Below are 17,001 nucleotides of genomic sequence, written 5' to 3' on the forward strand. Positions count from 1 at the left end.
ACTTTTAAAATAGTTGTTACGTATGAAAAGAGAAAAGTGAAGAAAAATATCTTTAAGGAAATAACAAAACAGCCCTAAGCCCTGGATTTGCATTTTCAAGTAACAACTCACCCCCGTGAAGCTTCATAACTGCTTTTGCTATACTTAAACCAATCCCAAACCCAGGTTGTGTGCGGCTTTCTTCAAGACGAACAAATCGTTCTGTCACTTTTTCACGTTTATCCTCTGCTATTCCTGGTCCATTATCGCTCACAACAACTAATAAATGTTCATCACGATATTCCATTGATAAGCAAACCTCCGCTTTCCTTTCACCTTTAGACGCATATTTAATGGCATTATCTATAAGGTTAAAAATTGATTGTGCAACAAGCTCACGATTCAACTTAAGCTCTTTATCAAATATATTCCCCAACCGAAGTAAAACACCTGACTCTTCAGCAAAAGGTTCGTAAATCTCAACAGCATCTTCAAGGATCAGTTTCATATTCATCATTTCAAGATGCTCAATCGCACTGCTGGCCTCAATACGTGAAATCATTAAAATCGCATTGAACGTACAAATAAGTTGATCTGATTCTGCAATAACCCTATCAAGGACCTGACGATATTCAAGCTTTGTCTTATTTCCTGAAAGCGCCTCTTCAGCGCGATTTCTAAGACGCGTTAACGGCGTTTTCAGATCATGAGCAATGTTATCTGATACTTGACGTAAACCAATATTTAACTCTTCAATGCGGTCTAACATAACATTAAGATTAGCTGACAATCGATCAAACTCATCCCCTACTCCAGAGACAGGTAAACGCCCACTGAAATCACCATCCATCAAGCGCTGTGATGCAGCCGTTACATGATCAATCCTTTGTAAAGCTCTCCTGCCAACAAAAAACCATATGAGTAAAGCGCCTCCAACCATTGCAGCAAGTGCAATGACCACAGCTTTACGAATAACCACTGCAAAACGTTCTGGCTCATCCAAATCGCGTCCTATAAGAATCTTCATAGCATTAGGTAAATCAACAATAACCGCCAAAGCGCGATGTTCACTTGTTTTGCCATGTTCTCCAAAACGGGAGTATAAAAAAGAGGTAGAAATAAAACCACTCTGATTCAAAAGACCTAATTCAATACGTGCTACATTTCCTGCTAAAATACGCCCCATAGAATCCGTGACAAGATAAAGAAATGCTCCTGGTTGTCTTGAACGATAATCAATAGTGCGCATTAATAAGGATAATCCTCCATAATTATAAGCATTTTCAATATACTTTAATTCTTCATGTAAAGCCTGTTCAGTTTGCTCTGTTAACAATGAAGCAGAAAATGCCGTCATATAAATAGAAAGCCCTGTTGCCACCAATCCAAACAATAAAATGTAAAGTGCTGAAAGCCTTAGCGCCGTCGTGCGCATTATATTAATCAAACGACTCATGCTTTGTTATCTGGTGCTTTCAGCATATACCCAGCTCCACGCACAGTATGGAGAAGGGGAACATCAAAATCTTTTTCAATTTTGGCTCTCAAACGGGAGATATGGACATCAATGACATTCGTTTGTGGATCAAAATGGTAATCCCAAACATTTTCCAAAAGCATAGTGCGTGTAACAACCTGCCCCGCATAGCGCATCAAATATTCAAGTAAACGAAACTCTCGTGGTTGCAATAGGATGTTTCTATCACCCCGTTTTACCGTATGTGCTAGCCGATCAAGCTCAAGATTACCTACACAATAAACAGTTTCTGCTTCTTTAGGATTTTTCCGCCGTTGTAAAACTTCAACACGCGCAAGAAGTTCAGAAAAAGCATAAGGCTTTGTCAAATAATCATCTCCCCCTGCACGCAACCCCGTTACACGATCATTGACTTGCCCTAAAGCAGACAGAATAAGAACCGGTGTTTCATTGCCTTTAGCGCGCAATTCAGCAATAATAGAAAGACCATCACGATGCAAAAGCATTCGATCAACAACCATAACGTCATAATTTTCCGTGGTCGCTAAAGCGTATCCCGTATCCCCATCATAAGCAATATCAACGGAATGCCCTACTTCCAAAAAAGCCTTTTCGAGATAATGCCCCGTCTCATGATCATCTTCAATAACGAGTATCTTCATAAAACGTATCTCCATTACTTTATTATGTTGTAGGACAAATATTTAATAAACATTTGTCCTACAACTAAAGCCTTATTTTTTCAAAATTGGAAGAGCAACAAAACGATTTTGATCATTTGTTCGCACTTGTAAGAGTATAGCCTTTCGTCCTAACTGCTGAGCATTTTTTATTGTGCTAACAATATCAGAGACTCGTTTAACCGGTTTATTATTTACTGTCACAATGATATCACCAGGGCGTATCCCTTTATCTGCAGCATCTGAATCGGTATCGACCTCCGTTACGACAACCCCTACACCATCATCAGAGGGTATAACAATCAGACCATAATCTTCCAATGTTTCATCTAAATCACCCCGTTCATTTGAATATTTTGAAGCCTCTTTCTTACTTTCATCTTCAGACATTGAAGCGAGCTTAACCTTGATACTCTCCTCCTTACCTGATCTCCAAATCCCTATAGTTACCGTTTCTCCTGGTTTAATATTTGCAATACGTTTCGCCAGCTCACGCGTATCAGCAACCTTTTCATTATTCACTGAAATAATTACATCACCCGCTTTAATACCAGCCTTTTCTGCCGGTCCTTTTAACGGATCAGTAACCAAAGCACCTTTGGCTTCTTTCAAACCTATTGAATCGGAAATCTCCTTTGTTACCGGCTGAATCTGAACACCTAACCAACCACGTTGAACTGAACCTTTTTCAATAAGTTGTTGTACAACCTGTTTTACAGTCGCTGCCGGAATAGCAAAAGCAATCCCAACATTTCCTCCAGAAGGAGAAAAAATTGCTGTATTAACCCCAACAACCTTTCCATTAAGATCAAACGTTGGACCACCAGAGTTTCCTCTATTAACAGCAGCATCAATCTGAATAAAATCATCGTACACACCAGTGCCAATATCACGTCCACGTGCAGAAACAATACCTGCTGTCACAGTTCCACCAAGGCCGAATGGGTTCCCAATGGCAACAACCCAATCCCCAACACGAAGCTTTGAATCATCACCAAAATCAACATAGGAAAATTTTCTTTTATCACTCACTTTTAATACGGCAAGGTCGGTTTTGGGGTCTTTCCCAATGAGCTTTGCATTCAATTCTGTACCATCATCAAGAACAACAGTATAACTTGTTCCATCAGAAATCACATGATCATTGGTCACGATGTACCCATCAGACGAAATAAAAAAACCCGATCCAAAAGCAACAGGACGGAGTCTTTGCGATTGGTGGGGAAATTTATTTTTAGGTTTATCAAAATCATAAAACTCTTTAAAAAATCTTTTTAAAGGATGCTGGTCTGGTAATTGATCAAGTCCTGGACCACTAAAAAAGTTGCTAAAGAACCTATCTTCTTTCTTTTTATTGCTCTTTACTTGTACTGCTACAACGGCTGGTTTCACTTGAGCAACAATATCGGCAAATCCCTGTTGTTGTATTAACGAAGTAAATACAGAACTTGCATGAGCCTTTGTTATCCACAAGCTTGATGTACATCCACTAAAAAACAGTGCACTTTCCAATATCGCAGAAAAACTCACTGCGACAAATGTTTTAAAGAAAGCCTTTTTAACCATTTACTCTATGCTCCTATTCAATCATACCTTTATTCCAATTTCGATCACTTATAAAACACCAGACCTTACCATTTTCTGTCTAAATTATTAAAGTTTTGTAAGGTTTCAGTATTCCCTAATATAATTACAATAAGATTGTATGCTCATTGCAGATGATCTGATTTTTTTCTTTTATATAACATCTTTTTTAATGCAATGGCATTTTTGGCTGTTCTTCTTCATTCACATAACTCATTATTTTCTCATGATTGTTCCGTTTGAAGTGGAAAAATATGATACTTGCGCCAATGATGATAATGATCAAAGGCGAAAACCATAAAAACCAAGTTATTTTATTCAATGGTGGCTTCAAGAGAATAAATTCACCATATCGCTCAACAAGAAAGTCAGTGACTTGCTGATTACTATAGCCCATTTTTAGCCTTTCCCGAATTAAAAGCCGTAAATCACGTGCTAAAGCAGCATCTGAATCATCAATTGATTGATTTTGACAAACCGGACAACGTAAATGCGATGAAATATGGCGTGCTCGCGCTTCAAGAATCTTATCCTTTAAAATCTCATCCGGCTCTACTGCTATTGCTAATTGAAAAGGAAACGTTGCAATTAAAAAAAATACAATCCAAAGAATTTTTTTCATCTCAATGTCTTTTCCAAAAATTTAAAGCAGGCATTACCCTATTGTACATACCAATGCGAAACCAATACCCCAGAAGAGAAAGACATCCCCCCATAGCCATCATGAATGCCCCTAACCAAATACATATTACATAAGGCTTCCACCATACATGCACAACAAGACCCCGATTATCGATATGTCCTGGTACAATATATAGCTGCGATAAGCCATGATTTTTCAGACCAACTTCTGTTGTTGATGTATTTTGGCTCGAGTAAAATCGCTTTGAGGCTGTTACATGACCCACAATGTTTTTATTTTCATATATTTTAAAATAAAACTCCATTGCCGAATAATTCGAACCAACATCATCATACACTGCATCAAAATGAAGCGTTTTATCCGCTATCGTCACCCTATCCCCTACGTTCATGATTAAAATACGTTCTTGCCCAAAACTTGCCACACAAACAATACCAAATAATGTAACACCTAATCCCATATGTGCTATTGCTGCACCAAAAGTAGACCATGGCAATCCAAGAAATCTCTTAACGCGTACTGAAAAAGCTCTCTTGCCATATCCACTCTTTCCCCATAGATCCGCTAAACTGCCTAAAAAAACAAACGCTGAAAGCCCAATCCCTAAAACGGCAAAAATATCACGCACAGATGTCGCATAAAATATTATAAAACAGACGATACCAACCAATACAAAAACAAACCATAACCGTTCAAAAACTGCAAGAAAATCACCGCGTTTCCATGCCATCATTGTCCCAAACGGAACAAACAACAACAGCAAAACCATTAGCGGTCCACAGGTAAGGTTAAAAAAAGCAGCCCCTACAGAAATTTTTTGTCCTGTTAATATCTCAATAAAATAAGGATAAAGCGTACCAATCAATACTGTTGCTGTTATTGTTGTTAGTAACAAGTTATTTAAAACAATAAACCCTTCACGTGAAATTGGTTGAAAAAAATTTCCTGTTTTTAAAATAGGGGTGCGCAAAGCAAAAAGAAGAAAAGCCGCTCCTGTAAAAAACAATAAAAGTGCAAGAATTGCTTGCCCCCGTGCTGGATCAACAGCAAAACTATGAACAGAAACTAAAAGCCCCGAACGCACAAGAAAAGTTCCCATCAGAGAAAGGGAAAAAGTAAGCAGCGCTAAAAACAAAGTCCAACTTTTCAATATTTCTCGTTTTTCGAGAACAAGAGCAGAATGTAAAAGAGCCGTTCCTGAAAGCCAAGGCATAAACGAAACATTTTCAACAGGATCCCAAAACCAATAGCCCCCCCATCCTAGCTCATAATAAGCCCAATAGGAGCCAACCATAATACCCAATGTCAAAAAACACCAAGAAAGTAAAAGCCATGGACGAATCCCACGCGCCCAAATTCTATCAACATGTCCCATAATCAATGCCGCAACGGCAAAAGAAAAACAAAGTGAAAAACCAACATAACCTAAATAAAGTAGCGGTGGATGAATTGCTAATGCGATATCTTGTAAAAGAGGACTGAGACCATTTCCCTGTAATGCTGGTGGATTCACACGTAAAAATGGGTTGGATACAAAAAGAATAAATAAAAGAAAAGCAGTTGTAATCCAACTTTGGCAAATTAAAACAAGCGTCTTAAAATCTTCTGGAAAATGTTGGCTAAAAAAGGCCATCAATGCACTAAAAAAAGCAAGACTTAAAACCCATAACAACATAGAGCCTTCGTGGTTGCCCCAAACACCGGTAATTTTATAGAGCATCGGTTTTTCTGAATGAGAATTCTCAACAACGTTCAAAACAGAAAAATCAGATACGACATAAGCATAAATTATCACTAAAAAAGATAAAAGTAGTAATGTAAAAGTGATATATGCTAGAGGAACAGCTGTTTGCATTAACAAACGCTCTCTCCACCAAACACCTAAAGCAGGTAAGAACGCCCCTAATAAGCTTACTGAAAATGCTGCAGCTAAAAAAATATGACCCAGTTCGACAAGCACAATCGAATTATTTCTCCATACTGTAATATTTTTTCAAACGATCAGCTGTTTCTTTAGGCATATAAGTTTCATCATGTTTTGCTAAAATACGCATCCCTATAAAAAAACCCTGTTTATCAAAATGCCCTTCTACAATCACTCCCTGACCTTCACGAAAAAGATCCGGTAAGGCACCGTTGAAAACTACTTTTTCATGTTTTTTGTTATCCGTTACAAAAAAAATAACGCCTCTCTCTCCAACATATTGAACGGTTCCCTTTTCAACAAAGCCACCCAAACGCAAAGGGCGCTCCGTTAAAATATCTTCTCTTGTAATTTCAGAGGGCATTCTAAAAAAACTGACCGCATGACGCATTGCATACACTATGAGACTTGCTGCAATTGTCATAACCAAACAACATAATAATATGATCAGTAAGCGCCTTTTTTTTCGCTGCTCTAAAATAACCTTCCATGAGGCAGAACTCTTTAAAGATTGACTGTTCATAGACACTCTGCGAAAAAAGTTTAAATACGTTATAATTAAGTATCAATATTTTATTTCTTAAGAGCTTTGCACATCTTCTACACAGGTGCAAGATTTCTTTTCTCTGTATGCTCACGCGATAAATCACGTAACTGAATCATCATTTTTTTAACACGTGATTGTCCTGAAAAATTTTCAGGCATTGTATCAAGAAAGCTTTGTAAAAATTGCACTGCCTGCGCAGTTTTTCCTGCTTGATGCAATGCATCGGCCAACAACAAACGTGGATAAAAATCTGTTGGCGCTAAATCTGCTGCTTTTTGAAAAGCATTTTGTGCTTCTTGTGTTATCACTCCCCCTTCATAACCAACCAATGCTAAACCATATCCTACAAGCCTTGGAGCTGTTTCTCCATTCAAACGAAGTGCGTCTAAATAAGTATTCACAGCCTCTTGAAAAAGGCTTTCTTCGAGATACCCTACCGCTAACGCATCTGCTAGCTTGCCATCATGAGGTGCACGGAAAAAAAGCACTTGTAAACGAATAAGCTTTTCTTGCTTACTAAGAGTTTTAGGATCCTTATCCATTAATTCGCTAAAAAAATAACTTTTCACTTCTGGACTGCCTGTCAGACCATAAATATTCCATGTCATAAGAAGAACAAATAAAATACTTAAAGCCTTAAGAATATTTCTTTTTTTATAATGCATATAAAGCTTGTTAAACTCAATCGTATGCTTATGACTTCTATAACCATCCGCGGTTTGAACTTTCCATTCTTTCTTTATCTCATCATCAAAACGTAGTGAAAGAAAAAGAATACTTGCCAGAAAAGTCAGAAAAAATGCTGCAAAAATTAATAAGAGCATATCATTTTTTTCCAATACAAACAGAGAATGACTCGCTTACATTTTACCCTCTTCATGAGAAAAATGATGTGAACTGATAAAAATTCATTTTTTCATGGAAAATATTATAAAATCTATTGTCCATTTTTCTTATATATATCAATTAAACAAAGAAACTCAAAACAATGTCTCCTTACTCTTTATGTATTATCTGAAAATACTGCTTTACAGACTTTATAGACATTTCTTGCTTAAGGAAAAAATGTGTTATTCTCCCATCTTAGGTAATAAAACTTTTGCATACAACCCACCCAAATCAGAACGTGATAAAAAGAGCTTTCCACCATATTCACTAACCATATCTGAAACAATTGCTAGCCCTAAGCCTGCCCCTAGTTTACTTTCATTAAACCGCCGCCCTCTTTTTAATGCTTCCTCCATTTTATCTTCTGTTAAACCAGGGCCATCATCTTCTACAAAGATACTAAAATATTCTGTTTCTTCAACATTTTCTTCTAAACAACAAGAGATCAAAACCTTTGCTCGAGACCACTGAGTAGCATTTTCAATCAAATTCCCTATAATTTCTTCTAAATCTTCCTTCTCTCCAGAAAAAACAATATCATCAACATCCATAGTAAATTGAATTTGTTTTTCAGGATTAAGCTTTTTCATAACCCGCACCAAACGTTCAAGTACACTGCGAACAGACGTATGATAGACAATACTATCGCATTGTGCTGCAATCCGCGCACGCTGAAGATAATGATTGATTTGAGCTTGCATTATTTGCGTTTGCTCTCTCAACAAACAAGCCTTTTCTCCGCGCATCTTATCTGTCTCATTCATAATCACGGATAGAGGCGTTTTCAATGAATGAGCAAGATTACCAACCTGTGTGCGAAATCGCTCAATAATACGCTGATTATTATTAATGAGAGCATTCATCTCTTGTACAAGCGGCATTACTTCGCTTACTAAATCCGTATTCACATAGTGAACTTTTCCTTCGCGAATATCATTCAATGCGCGTCGAATAAGCTTCAACGGTTGAAAACTAAAGAAAATAATAGCAATATTAATAAGGACACTCCCGATACCAAAACTCCAAAGAAAAATTTGCAAAGTTCGCTTAAATTCCTTTACCTGGGCATGAGCTTCATCGATATTCCCAACAAGCCGAAAACGTGCAATATGATTTTCATTATCAAGAACAACATCACTCTCAATCACTTGTAGCTTTTGACCATTGTTCCCCTTTATCCGATAAGAGCGAAAGAACTTATTGTCAAAAGGTATATCAACATCACTTGGTGTAAATATCTCGCCTGTTCCCAATGAGGGGGATGTCAATCTTCCTTTTAAATTATGGGATATCGCAACAACTTCCCAATACCATCCTGTTGTTGGATCAGAATAACGAATATCATCAATCCCAGCCCCTCCTCTCAAAGTACCTTCCGATGACACCGTCACTGTTGCAATAAGACTGTAGAGTTGAGCAGAAAGAATACGCTCTAGGCTTTGTTCAGTTGAACGTTTATAAAATAAAATACTTACTGCAGAAATCGATAAAAGAGAAATAACAACCCATAATGTTGATAAGACCATAACACGTAAACTGAGAGATCGAGTAATTACAAAAAAGAACCTCCTACACCAATTATTCTCTTCGAAAGTATTCATTAATCACCTAGCGTTCTCACGCGATACCCCATTCCTCGAATAGTTTCAATCAAATCCACTCCAAGCTTTTTCCGTAACCGACCTACAAAGACTTCCACCGTATTCGAGTCCTTATCAAAATCCTGATCATAAAGATGTTCAGTAAGCTCTGTTCTTGAAATGACCCTATCACAATGATGCATGAGATACGAAAGTAGTCTGAATTCATAAGATGTTAGTTTAATCAACTGACCATCCACAAAAACACGAGACGTCTTCGTATCCAACAAAACATTTCCGCAACATAATGCACTTGTCGCATGTCCCGTAGCGCGACGAATTAATGCCCGTAAACGCGCCATCACTTCCTCCAAATGAAATGGCTTCACAACATAATCGTCAGCCCCAGCATCAATACCGTGCACCTTATCAGACCAACGGTCTCGCGCTGTTAGCATTAAAACAGGCATGGAGTGCCCTTCTTGACGCCATTTTTCAACAACACGAATACCATCAATATACGGTAAACCTATATCAAGTATCACCGCGTCGTAAGACTCTGTGCTACCTAAAAAATAAGCCTCTTCACCATCGAAAGCACTATCGGAGACATATCCTGCACGTCTTACAGCTTCTACTAATTGATGGTGAAGATTCCGATCATCTTCAACGATTAAGATACGCATCACAACACCATCTGCCAAAAACTAATCAGCAGGAACAAAAAACTCAACACGACGTAACTTTTCACCATTACGGGCTGGTACAACAACTACAATTGCACACATATCCTTTCCGTCCTGAACTACCGATTTTGAACGGACGAGAACCCCGCTCTCTTGCGCGGCAACCTTCTTACCTACTTCAGCACACCCAGAAGCTAGAACAGAATCTGCTCCTAAAAAAGCTGCTATTATTACAAACAAAAATTTTTTTTTCATCATAAATATTTCAATAACCCATCTCTTCTTTTCCTTGATAAAGAATAAAAGAAATAATGTTTTTTTTGGGTCGACTTAAAAATCACAAATGGAAATAATTTATCCTCTATCTTACAGAAGAACACATTAATATTATTCCAAATTTTTAAAAACTCAAAATAAAATATTTTTAATAATGAGAATAAAATTTATTCAATAAAATAATAAAATCTTAATACACTATCTTACGAAAAATGAATAATTCTAAAATAAACTCTTTCTCTGTTAGCACTATAGCAAAAAAATACTTCTACTCCATATAATTATTGTAGATTTGTTTGGTTGTATTTCTTTGCCATAGGCTCTCTTTAAATGTTTGATTTTTTTAAAAAAAAGAAAAGGCAACATCGTAAGCCATTTCACAGTCCTGCTCTCATTGAATTAGACGCACGATTAGACACAGCGCTTTATCACATTCGTTCTGCTAACAGTTTTTTCTGGAAAAAGGCAAAAATCGTCTCACAAAATTTTCATCTTCAAGGATGGAAACGTTTTATCGTTGAAGTTCTCGATGAAATACTGACATTAGGGTTGATGGGATTTACTCTTTTCACTATTTTAGGCATTTCTATTTTTGAACTGACCAAAACAGATTGGTCTTCTCCTAAAAACTTTTCCATTCTTTTTCTAGATCGCTATGGAAATTCCATTGGGCACCGTGGTGCATTGCCAGCGATCTCTGTCCCCGTTGAAGAAATGCCTGACACTGTCATTAAAGCGGTTCTTGCTACAGAAGACCGTCGTTTTTTTGATCATTGGGGTATTGATTTTCAAGGACTTACACGGGCAATTTCACAAAATATGCAAGCTAACGGTGTGGTGCAAGGTGGCTCAACTCTCACACAACAATTGGCTAAAAATTTATTCTTAACAAACGAGAGAACCATAACACGTAAAATCAAAGAAGCTTATCTTGCTCTTTGGCTAGAAGCAAATTTTAGCAAAAAACAGATTTTACAACTTTATCTTGACCGGGCCTATATGGGAGGAAATAATTTTGGTATTGCCGCAGCGGCAAAATTTTATTTTGGAAAAAACATACGTCATATATCCTTAAGTGAATCTGCTATGTTAGCAGGACTCTTTAAAGCTCCAACAAAATATGCTCCTCATAGTCATCTCTTTGCGGCTCAAACACGTGCCAATGTAGTCCTTTCTAATCTTGTTAATAGTGGTTTTATGACGAAGAGCCAGATTATCAATGCGCATCGCCACCCTGCTAGGGCACTTCCCCAAATAGAAAATAATCAGGCTGATTATTTTCTTGATTGGGCATTCGAGGAAGTCAAAAAAATGCGTAATCAACTTCCAAGCCATAGTTTAATTATTCAAACGACCCTTGATCCGAATATTCAAAAAGCAGCAGAAGAATCAATTGCATATCATTTACATCAATATGGTCAACAATATCGCGTAACACAAGCTGCCACTGTTATACTCGATAATAACGGTGCCGTATGCGCAATTGTTGGAGGACTAGATTATAAAAAGAGTCAATTTAACAGAGCAACACAAGGCGGACGGCAAACTGGTTCTTCATTCAAACCCTATGTTTACGCAACCGCACTGGAACACGGACTGTCTCCCTCAACAATCGTTCTAGATGCTCCCATCAATTGGGGGGGGTGGACACCAAAAAATAATTCTGGTCGTTATTTGGGGAAAATTGATTTAGCAACAGCTTTAGCTTTTTCCATTAATACAGTCCCTGTGTATCTCACCTATCAATATCTTCACCGCGATACCCAACCCATCATAGATCTCATCAAGAATATGGGGATTAACGCGCATATTTTATCACACAAAACGATGGTTCTTGGCACTTCCAACATGACCCCCATGGATCAAGCTACAGGCTTTAATGTCTTTGCGAATGGCGGGATAGCTGGTAATCGTCATGGGTTTACACAAATCAAAACAATTGATGGTCGTGTCGTGTGGGATCTCGAACATAACGGAAAAAAATTACACCGAGTTCTGAGTGAACAATCAACAGCTTATATGAACCAAATGATGGTGGGTGTCACAACACGAGGGTCTGGTAAGCGTGCTGCTCTGCCTATGACTCTTGTCGCTGGGAAAACTGGAACATCACAATCCTATCGTGATGCTTGGTTTGTTGGCTTTACTGGTAATTATACTGGAGCGGTATGGATGGGAAATGATAACTTTTCACCGATGAATCGTGCTTTTGGGGGTGGAGTCCCTGCCATGATATGGCAACGCATCATGCTTGCTGCACACCAAAATATTATGCTCAAACAACTCTATGGTGTTAAAGATTCTCTTCTTCCTTATCATCCCCCAATACTTTCCTCCCATGTAGATTCTGAATTTTTTCCCCCAACACCCTCTACGCTTTCTCCTGAAACATTGAATATTGTGCGATTGATTAACAAAGATCTGAAAAAACCATCTGCAATTTCTTTGAAGATGAAAACAACTGGAGATTCAACATTTTGAATTCAAGATATTCACTGATGTTTTTTAATATCACCATTTTCTTTTTTATCTTCGCTTTTTCTATTTTATGTGGAAAATTGAGTGTCGATTATGTGCTCAATTCCTTTCATCATTTTGGACTCTTTAGAATTGGAAAATGGAGTGCTTATCCACAAATGGGAACCGCCAATATGGATCCCTATACCCGCGCCCGCACCGCTAAACAAGGCATTGTTTCACTCGGACGTACTGAAGGTATACAATTCCAGATTTGGCAAGATAACCAAGGGCGTCCACTCCACCCTCGCTGTCATTATTTGCTCAAAGGCACCATTCCTGAAACCCGTCTTTTTACCCTTTATACAGCTGACAAATCCCTAAAGCCCTATACTTCATCCAAAGAAATACCTTTTGAACTCCACACGAACGCTATTACTTATGAGCATGATGGCTCATTGCGCATCAATATTTCACCTACACCGCAAGCCGGCAATTGGCTTGCAACAGTTAGTCAAAAAGAATTCGGGCTTATTCTTACCTTATACGATACCCCAATCATCTCTGCAACGGCATTACAAAAGCTTACAATGCCATCAATAGAACAAATTCCATCAGGACAAATAAATTGTGACTAGATTCATTTATATCGCACTTCTTGCAATCATTGGCGCTATTATCGTTCATATTTGCGTTCTCTTTCTCATCCCCTATTGGGCACAAAATAATATATGGACAGCACTTAAAAAATCCGGCGCCCCTTATCAATTTGTTGCTTTTACTCCCGATAATCCTATTCAACAATCTGCTGATCCACTCTTTCTTCTTAAAGTCTGCAGATTTAATCTTGAAAATGGACCTGTTCATTTAAAAGCTTTGAAAACACGACAATTTTGGTCACTCGCTGCTTACACACACAAAGGAATTATTTTCTATAGCCTTAATGACCGAACAGCCCCTGATGCTACACTCGATCTTATTATTGGAAAACCAATACAAATAATAGAACTCAAAAAATCAAAACCTAAAATAAATGCTAATTCAGTTTTGGTTGCTAAAAATTTGAATGAAGGTTTTGTCATTTTACGTATTTTTGCCCCTTCTTCACTTGCAAAAAAGGAAAGTGAAGCTTTCCTTTCATCTGCGACCTGCCGCATATTTTATGAATAAAAACGGACTAACCTCTCATTTGGACAACACCTTACTTTCTACACAAAATAAACGAAGCCTCTCAAAATGGTTATCTTTTTTCTCTATTAATCGAATACTCGAATTCAAGTTTGTCTGATTGTAGATCCCTAAATTTTTTATTGAGGTAGAATGAAATCTCTATTGCACATCATCATATCCTATTTGATACGCATTATCTGACAGAAAAAACTCCCCGCAATCAGAAGAGAAAAATCAAGAGTAAAGTTCTAGAAAAATATGCTGCTAACAACTGTAAACTTGTTATTTGAGTTTTTTCTTTTTATTTACAAACGTTTCCATAAAGTTCGCATCAATGACATGATAAACTATAGAAGAAATACTGATTACCTTCAATGAAGTGCGAAAATAATCGCTGGAAACTTATAAGACATTATGCATCCTTGACCTCAAAAATAAGTGCTTTATTTTTCTCTTATAAGCAGAAGCTTTTTGTAAGATAGGCACTCTGAAAAAACTTGGCTTATAGTTTACAATTGAGGGGAAAAAACTTCATGAAGAAGAGATATGTTCGGTTCGTTTCAAGAGCAGCAGTATGGTCCCCTCGATTTGGTGGATTAGCGTTCTTTATTTTATTATTTTCAGTCATTTTACAACGTTTTTCCGTCATTAACGTAACCGACTTCATAATTTTGATCGGAATCTCTACCGGCTGTGTGATTATTTCTCTTTTTCTTGCTTTAAAAGCACTTTACAGCTTATGGGTCTATGGAGCCCTAGGGGGAATGAAAGCTTTAAAAGGGATCATTTATTCACTCATAACTGCTACACCACTGATGTTATTTTTTGGACTTTGGTTTACCTTACCGGCTCTTTACGATATTTCTACCGATACACAAAGCCCGCCGGCTTTTTTTCGCACAATACGTCCCAGCGATGCTTTACCGCTCAAAAGTGTTTTGACTGAACAAGAAACATTACAGATGTCACAATGGCCAGAACTATCGGGGCGCCGTTATGATGGTTCACCTGACCGTATTCGCGAATCTGTTCTTAATGTTTTAGCAGCCTATGATTGGCCTGTTGTGGCTCAACGAGAGTTTAAAGGTGAAGAAAATGCGCTTTATATTGAAACGAGAGCAAAAACTTTTTACCTTGGGTTTATTTCGGATATCGTGATACGCTTAACTGATGAAGGGGATACCACTTTTGTTGATATGCGTTCTGCTTCTCGTTATTTGCCAAGAGATTTGGGGACAAATGCTGCTTTTATTATCGATTTTATGGATGCACTTGATACGGAAATCGCGTCACTTCCTCTTTCTCAAGATGATGGATAAAAATCAAGAGAGATAAGGCACTTTATTTCATAAAAATTGCTTATTTTTCAATAAATATGACACATAAGAAGAGAAGCACTTTTCAAAAACTATAAACTGACAATGCTTATACAAAAGACAATAATCTCAAAACAACTCATTCTTTAAATAATTAAAAAGATTCAAAAATAGGAAATAAAAAACAGAACTCTTGATGATAATACTGATTTAAAGTATCTATCCCAATGTAATCAGTAAAAATTTTTTTAAAGATAAATATTATATAAAAATAATAACTTATTTTTTATAAATAACTCTACAAATAACACCTTATAATTATATTTTAAAATAATATAACAAATTGATTTTATATTATTTTAAAATTCCCATATATTTAACTAATAAATTTCCAGAATAATATAATATAAAAAACATAATTGTTGATAATATTGTCCTTTTTATACTCCAGTTCTCACCTTTAAATCTATTGTAAAAAAACATGCAAAATCCAAATCCAATTGCTGTTACTAAGGAGCGAGTAAAAGTATTCATAACAAAAAAATCCAAAATAAAATATCTATTATCATATACAAAAATATCCCTGAAATCAGTTTAGCCATAGCTTTAAAGTATGTTTATAATATCACTGATCTCAGAAATATCTTTATTGTTATTTTCTAAATAAATTAGAAACAGTGTTCTTCCACTTTACGGATGGCATTCATTGTACTTATCTATTAAACCTGTAGCAACTCCTCCTAATCCGCCTGCGGCTATTCCACCTGGCCCCCTTAATACACCAATTAATGCTCCTACGCCTCCCTTTATGACAGCTGCTTCAACATAATCGCTTGTTTCACAACTTGGTGCCGTATGGCATGCATTGTATTTATCTACCACAGCATCACCAGCTCCTGCTAGTCCACCTCCTATTGCTCCATTGACAAAGCTATTAACGACACCTCCCGGTCCAGCAAAAAGACCTCCGACTGCACCAGCAATACCTCCTATTACTTCTCCTATGATGCCGCCTTCACCTGCTGCTTGGGCATGAGCGCCTGCGCTACAATCATCTTCTTCTGGAAAAAGCCAACTTTTTGGATGTGAGTTACTACTTGAATCACCAGCTCCTCCTATTCCGCCGCTTACTGCTCCACCGAGAAAGCCAGCACCTGCACCCCTCCTGGTCCAGCAATAGAACCTCCCGCTGCACCAGCACCACCTCCTAATACTAATCCTACAATGCCGCCTTTACCTGCTTCTTGAGCATAAGCGCCTGTACTATAATCATCTTCTGGAAAAAGCCAACTTTTTGGATGTGAGTTACTACTTGAATCATTTGATGAGCTTGAACTACCCATTTAAATCCTCCTTTTATTATTAAAAATAACTGTATCACAACGATACGGTAGAAAATTCATTATTGTTCATTTTATAATAAGTCAAACATAATTTGTAAAAATAATAATAAAAATAATGTATAAACAATAAATAAATTATGTTTATATTATATTTATACAAAATGTATATTTTGTATAAATATAATACTATTTACAATACTGTTTAAATATGCGACATCCATCGCTCTTTCTCTTAAACAAAATCATAAATTCAAATGAGTCATTCACAAGAAAAACCAGTATCATTCTCTTGGTTTACAAGAACAACAAAGAAATATATCTATTATGTCATCGAACTCAGTTGCGTTGCTGTTGTTTTGCGTTTGCTGGGCTTAGTGAATCCTTTTATTTTTCAAGCGATTATCGACCGTATTCTCCCTTTTCAGCGTATTGAAAGTCTCTATGCTATCGT

General features: G+C 37.1%; 17 protein-coding genes and 1 pseudogene. 6 read left to right on the forward strand and 12 right to left on the reverse strand.

What is annotated here, in order from left to right; translation table 11 throughout:
* Positions 1-52: 52 nt before the first annotated feature.
* From ACFIKH_RS02715 to ACFIKH_RS02760, 10 genes are all read right to left on the reverse strand, one after another.
* Positions 53-1,435, reverse strand: coding sequence for an ATP-binding protein (locus ACFIKH_RS02715; RefSeq protein WP_375651572.1), 1,383 nt, complete (start codon positions 1,433-1,435; stop codon positions 53-55).
* Positions 1,432-2,118, reverse strand: coding sequence for a winged helix-turn-helix domain-containing protein (locus ACFIKH_RS02720; protein WP_375670941.1), 687 nt, complete (start codon positions 2,116-2,118; stop codon positions 1,432-1,434). The genes ACFIKH_RS02715 and ACFIKH_RS02720 overlap by 4 nt, the downstream gene beginning before the upstream one ends.
* A 72-nt stretch (positions 2,119-2,190) precedes the next feature.
* The gene (locus ACFIKH_RS02725; protein WP_375625755.1) at positions 2,191-3,702 is read right to left on the reverse strand and encodes a Do family serine endopeptidase; all 1,512 of its coding nucleotides are present in this window, start codon (positions 3,700-3,702) and stop codon (positions 2,191-2,193) included.
* Between the two features lie 187 nt (positions 3,703-3,889).
* Positions 3,890-4,342, reverse strand: a complete 453-nt coding sequence (locus ACFIKH_RS02730) for a cytochrome c-type biogenesis protein CcmH (RefSeq protein WP_375625753.1) — start codon at positions 4,340-4,342, stop codon at positions 3,890-3,892.
* Position 4,343: 1 nt separating this feature from the next.
* Positions 4,344-6,323, reverse strand: coding sequence for a heme lyase CcmF/NrfE family subunit (locus ACFIKH_RS02735; RefSeq protein ID WP_375670943.1), 1,980 nt, complete (start codon positions 6,321-6,323; stop codon positions 4,344-4,346).
* Positions 6,324-6,330: 7 nt separating this feature from the next.
* The gene (gene ccmE / locus ACFIKH_RS02740) at positions 6,331-6,810 is read right to left on the reverse strand and encodes a cytochrome c maturation protein CcmE (protein WP_375625097.1); all 480 of its coding nucleotides are present in this window, start codon (positions 6,808-6,810) and stop codon (positions 6,331-6,333) included.
* 77 nt (positions 6,811-6,887) lie between these two features.
* Complete coding sequence (locus tag ACFIKH_RS02745; protein WP_375670945.1) at positions 6,888-7,658, reverse strand: tetratricopeptide repeat protein; 771 nt, start codon at positions 7,656-7,658, stop codon at positions 6,888-6,890.
* A 246-nt stretch (positions 7,659-7,904) separates the two neighbouring features.
* On the reverse strand, positions 7,905-9,323 hold the full coding sequence (locus tag ACFIKH_RS02750) for an ATP-binding protein (protein ID WP_375670947.1): 1,419 nt from the start codon (positions 9,321-9,323) through the stop codon (positions 7,905-7,907).
* The gene (locus tag ACFIKH_RS02755) at positions 9,323-9,988 is read right to left on the reverse strand and encodes a response regulator transcription factor (protein WP_375625188.1); all 666 of its coding nucleotides are present in this window, start codon (positions 9,986-9,988) and stop codon (positions 9,323-9,325) included. The genes ACFIKH_RS02750 and ACFIKH_RS02755 overlap by 1 nt, the downstream gene beginning before the upstream one ends.
* 21 nt (positions 9,989-10,009) lie before the next feature.
* Positions 10,010-10,246 (reverse strand): hypothetical protein, encoded by a 237-nt coding sequence (locus tag ACFIKH_RS02760; RefSeq protein WP_375625100.1) that lies wholly within the window; start codon positions 10,244-10,246, stop codon positions 10,010-10,012.
* A 348-nt stretch (positions 10,247-10,594) separates the two neighbouring features.
* On the opposite strand from ACFIKH_RS02760, the gene ACFIKH_RS02765 reads away from it, so the two are divergent.
* The 4 genes from ACFIKH_RS02765 to ACFIKH_RS02780 all read left to right on the forward strand — a co-directional run bounded on the left by ACFIKH_RS02765 (position 10,595) and on the right by ACFIKH_RS02780 (position 15,210).
* On the forward strand, positions 10,595-12,745 hold the full coding sequence (locus ACFIKH_RS02765) for a transglycosylase domain-containing protein (RefSeq protein WP_375625746.1): 2,151 nt from the start codon (positions 10,595-10,597) through the stop codon (positions 12,743-12,745).
* 17 nt (positions 12,746-12,762) lie between these two features.
* Positions 12,763-13,359: a DUF1214 domain-containing protein gene (locus ACFIKH_RS02770; RefSeq protein WP_375625102.1), complete on the forward strand. Its 597-nt coding sequence runs from the start codon at positions 12,763-12,765 to the stop codon at positions 13,357-13,359.
* Entirely contained in the window at positions 13,352-13,891 is a 540-nt protein-coding gene (locus ACFIKH_RS02775; RefSeq protein ID WP_375625103.1) for a hypothetical protein, read from the forward strand. The genes ACFIKH_RS02770 and ACFIKH_RS02775 overlap by 8 nt, the downstream gene beginning before the upstream one ends.
* Before the next feature lie 533 nt (positions 13,892-14,424).
* On the forward strand, positions 14,425-15,210 hold the full coding sequence (locus tag ACFIKH_RS02780; RefSeq protein WP_375670166.1) for a DUF1499 domain-containing protein: 786 nt from the start codon (positions 14,425-14,427) through the stop codon (positions 15,208-15,210).
* A 687-nt stretch (positions 15,211-15,897) separates the two neighbouring features.
* Here ACFIKH_RS02780 and ACFIKH_RS02785 read toward each other — a convergent pair.
* Positions 15,898-16,089, reverse strand: coding sequence for a hypothetical protein (locus ACFIKH_RS02785; RefSeq protein ID WP_375670949.1), 192 nt, complete (start codon positions 16,087-16,089; stop codon positions 15,898-15,900).
* On the opposite strand from ACFIKH_RS02785, the gene ACFIKH_RS02790 reads away from it, so the two are divergent.
* The gene (locus tag ACFIKH_RS02790) at positions 16,073-16,243 is read left to right on the forward strand and encodes a hypothetical protein (protein ID WP_375670951.1); all 171 of its coding nucleotides are present in this window, start codon (positions 16,073-16,075) and stop codon (positions 16,241-16,243) included. The genes ACFIKH_RS02785 and ACFIKH_RS02790 overlap by 17 nt on opposite strands.
* Before the next feature lie 91 nt (positions 16,244-16,334).
* Here ACFIKH_RS02790 and ACFIKH_RS02795 read toward each other — a convergent pair whose 3' ends face one another.
* Positions 16,335-16,550: a hypothetical protein gene (locus ACFIKH_RS02795; protein ID WP_375670953.1), complete on the reverse strand. Its 216-nt coding sequence runs from the start codon at positions 16,548-16,550 to the stop codon at positions 16,335-16,337.
* Positions 16,551-16,804: 254 nt separating this feature from the next.
* On the opposite strand from ACFIKH_RS02795, the pseudogene ACFIKH_RS02800 reads away from it, so the two are divergent.
* Positions 16,805-17,001: pseudogene (locus ACFIKH_RS02800) on the forward strand (peptidase domain-containing ABC transporter); the annotation flags it as partial.

Source organism: Bartonella sp. SD1336NMGDW (genome assembly GCF_042193565.1).
GTDB lineage: Bacteria > Pseudomonadota > Alphaproteobacteria > Rhizobiales > Rhizobiaceae > Bartonella > Bartonella grahamii.

Bases quoted from the DNA above. Each gene is read 5' to 3' on its own strand.
- ACFIKH_RS02715 (WP_375651572.1), bottom strand. From the start codon at position 1,435: ATGAGTCGTTTGATTAATATAATGCGCACGACGGCGCTAAGGCTTTCA.
- ACFIKH_RS02720 (WP_375670941.1), bottom strand. From the start codon at position 2,118: ATGAAGATACTCGTTATTGAAGATGATCATGAGACGGGGCATTATCTC.
- ACFIKH_RS02725 (WP_375625755.1), bottom strand. From the start codon at position 3,702: ATGGTTAAAAAGGCTTTCTTTAAAACATTTGTCGCAGTGAGTTTTTCT.
- ACFIKH_RS02730 (WP_375625753.1), bottom strand. From the start codon at position 4,342: ATGAAAAAAATTCTTTGGATTGTATTTTTTTTAATTGCAACGTTTCCT.
- ccmE (WP_375625097.1), bottom strand. From the start codon at position 6,810: ATGAACAGTCAATCTTTAAAGAGTTCTGCCTCATGGAAGGTTATTTTA.
- ACFIKH_RS02745 (WP_375670945.1), bottom strand. From the start codon at position 7,658: ATGCTCTTATTAATTTTTGCAGCATTTTTTCTGACTTTTCTGGCAAGT.
- ACFIKH_RS02750 (WP_375670947.1), bottom strand. From the start codon at position 9,323: ATGAATACTTTCGAAGAGAATAATTGGTGTAGGAGGTTCTTTTTTGTA.
- ACFIKH_RS02755 (WP_375625188.1), bottom strand. From the start codon at position 9,988: ATGCGTATCTTAATCGTTGAAGATGATCGGAATCTTCACCATCAATTA.
- ACFIKH_RS02760 (WP_375625100.1), bottom strand. From the start codon at position 10,246: ATGATGAAAAAAAAATTTTTGTTTGTAATAATAGCAGCTTTTTTAGGA.
- ACFIKH_RS02765 (WP_375625746.1), top strand. From the start codon at position 10,595: ATGTTTGATTTTTTTAAAAAAAAGAAAAGGCAACATCGTAAGCCATTT.
- ACFIKH_RS02770 (WP_375625102.1), top strand. From the start codon at position 12,763: ATGTTTTTTAATATCACCATTTTCTTTTTTATCTTCGCTTTTTCTATT.
- ACFIKH_RS02780 (WP_375670166.1), top strand. From the start codon at position 14,425: ATGAAGAAGAGATATGTTCGGTTCGTTTCAAGAGCAGCAGTATGGTCC.
- ACFIKH_RS02795 (WP_375670953.1), bottom strand. From the start codon at position 16,550: ATGGGTAGTTCAAGCTCATCAAATGATTCAAGTAGTAACTCACATCCA.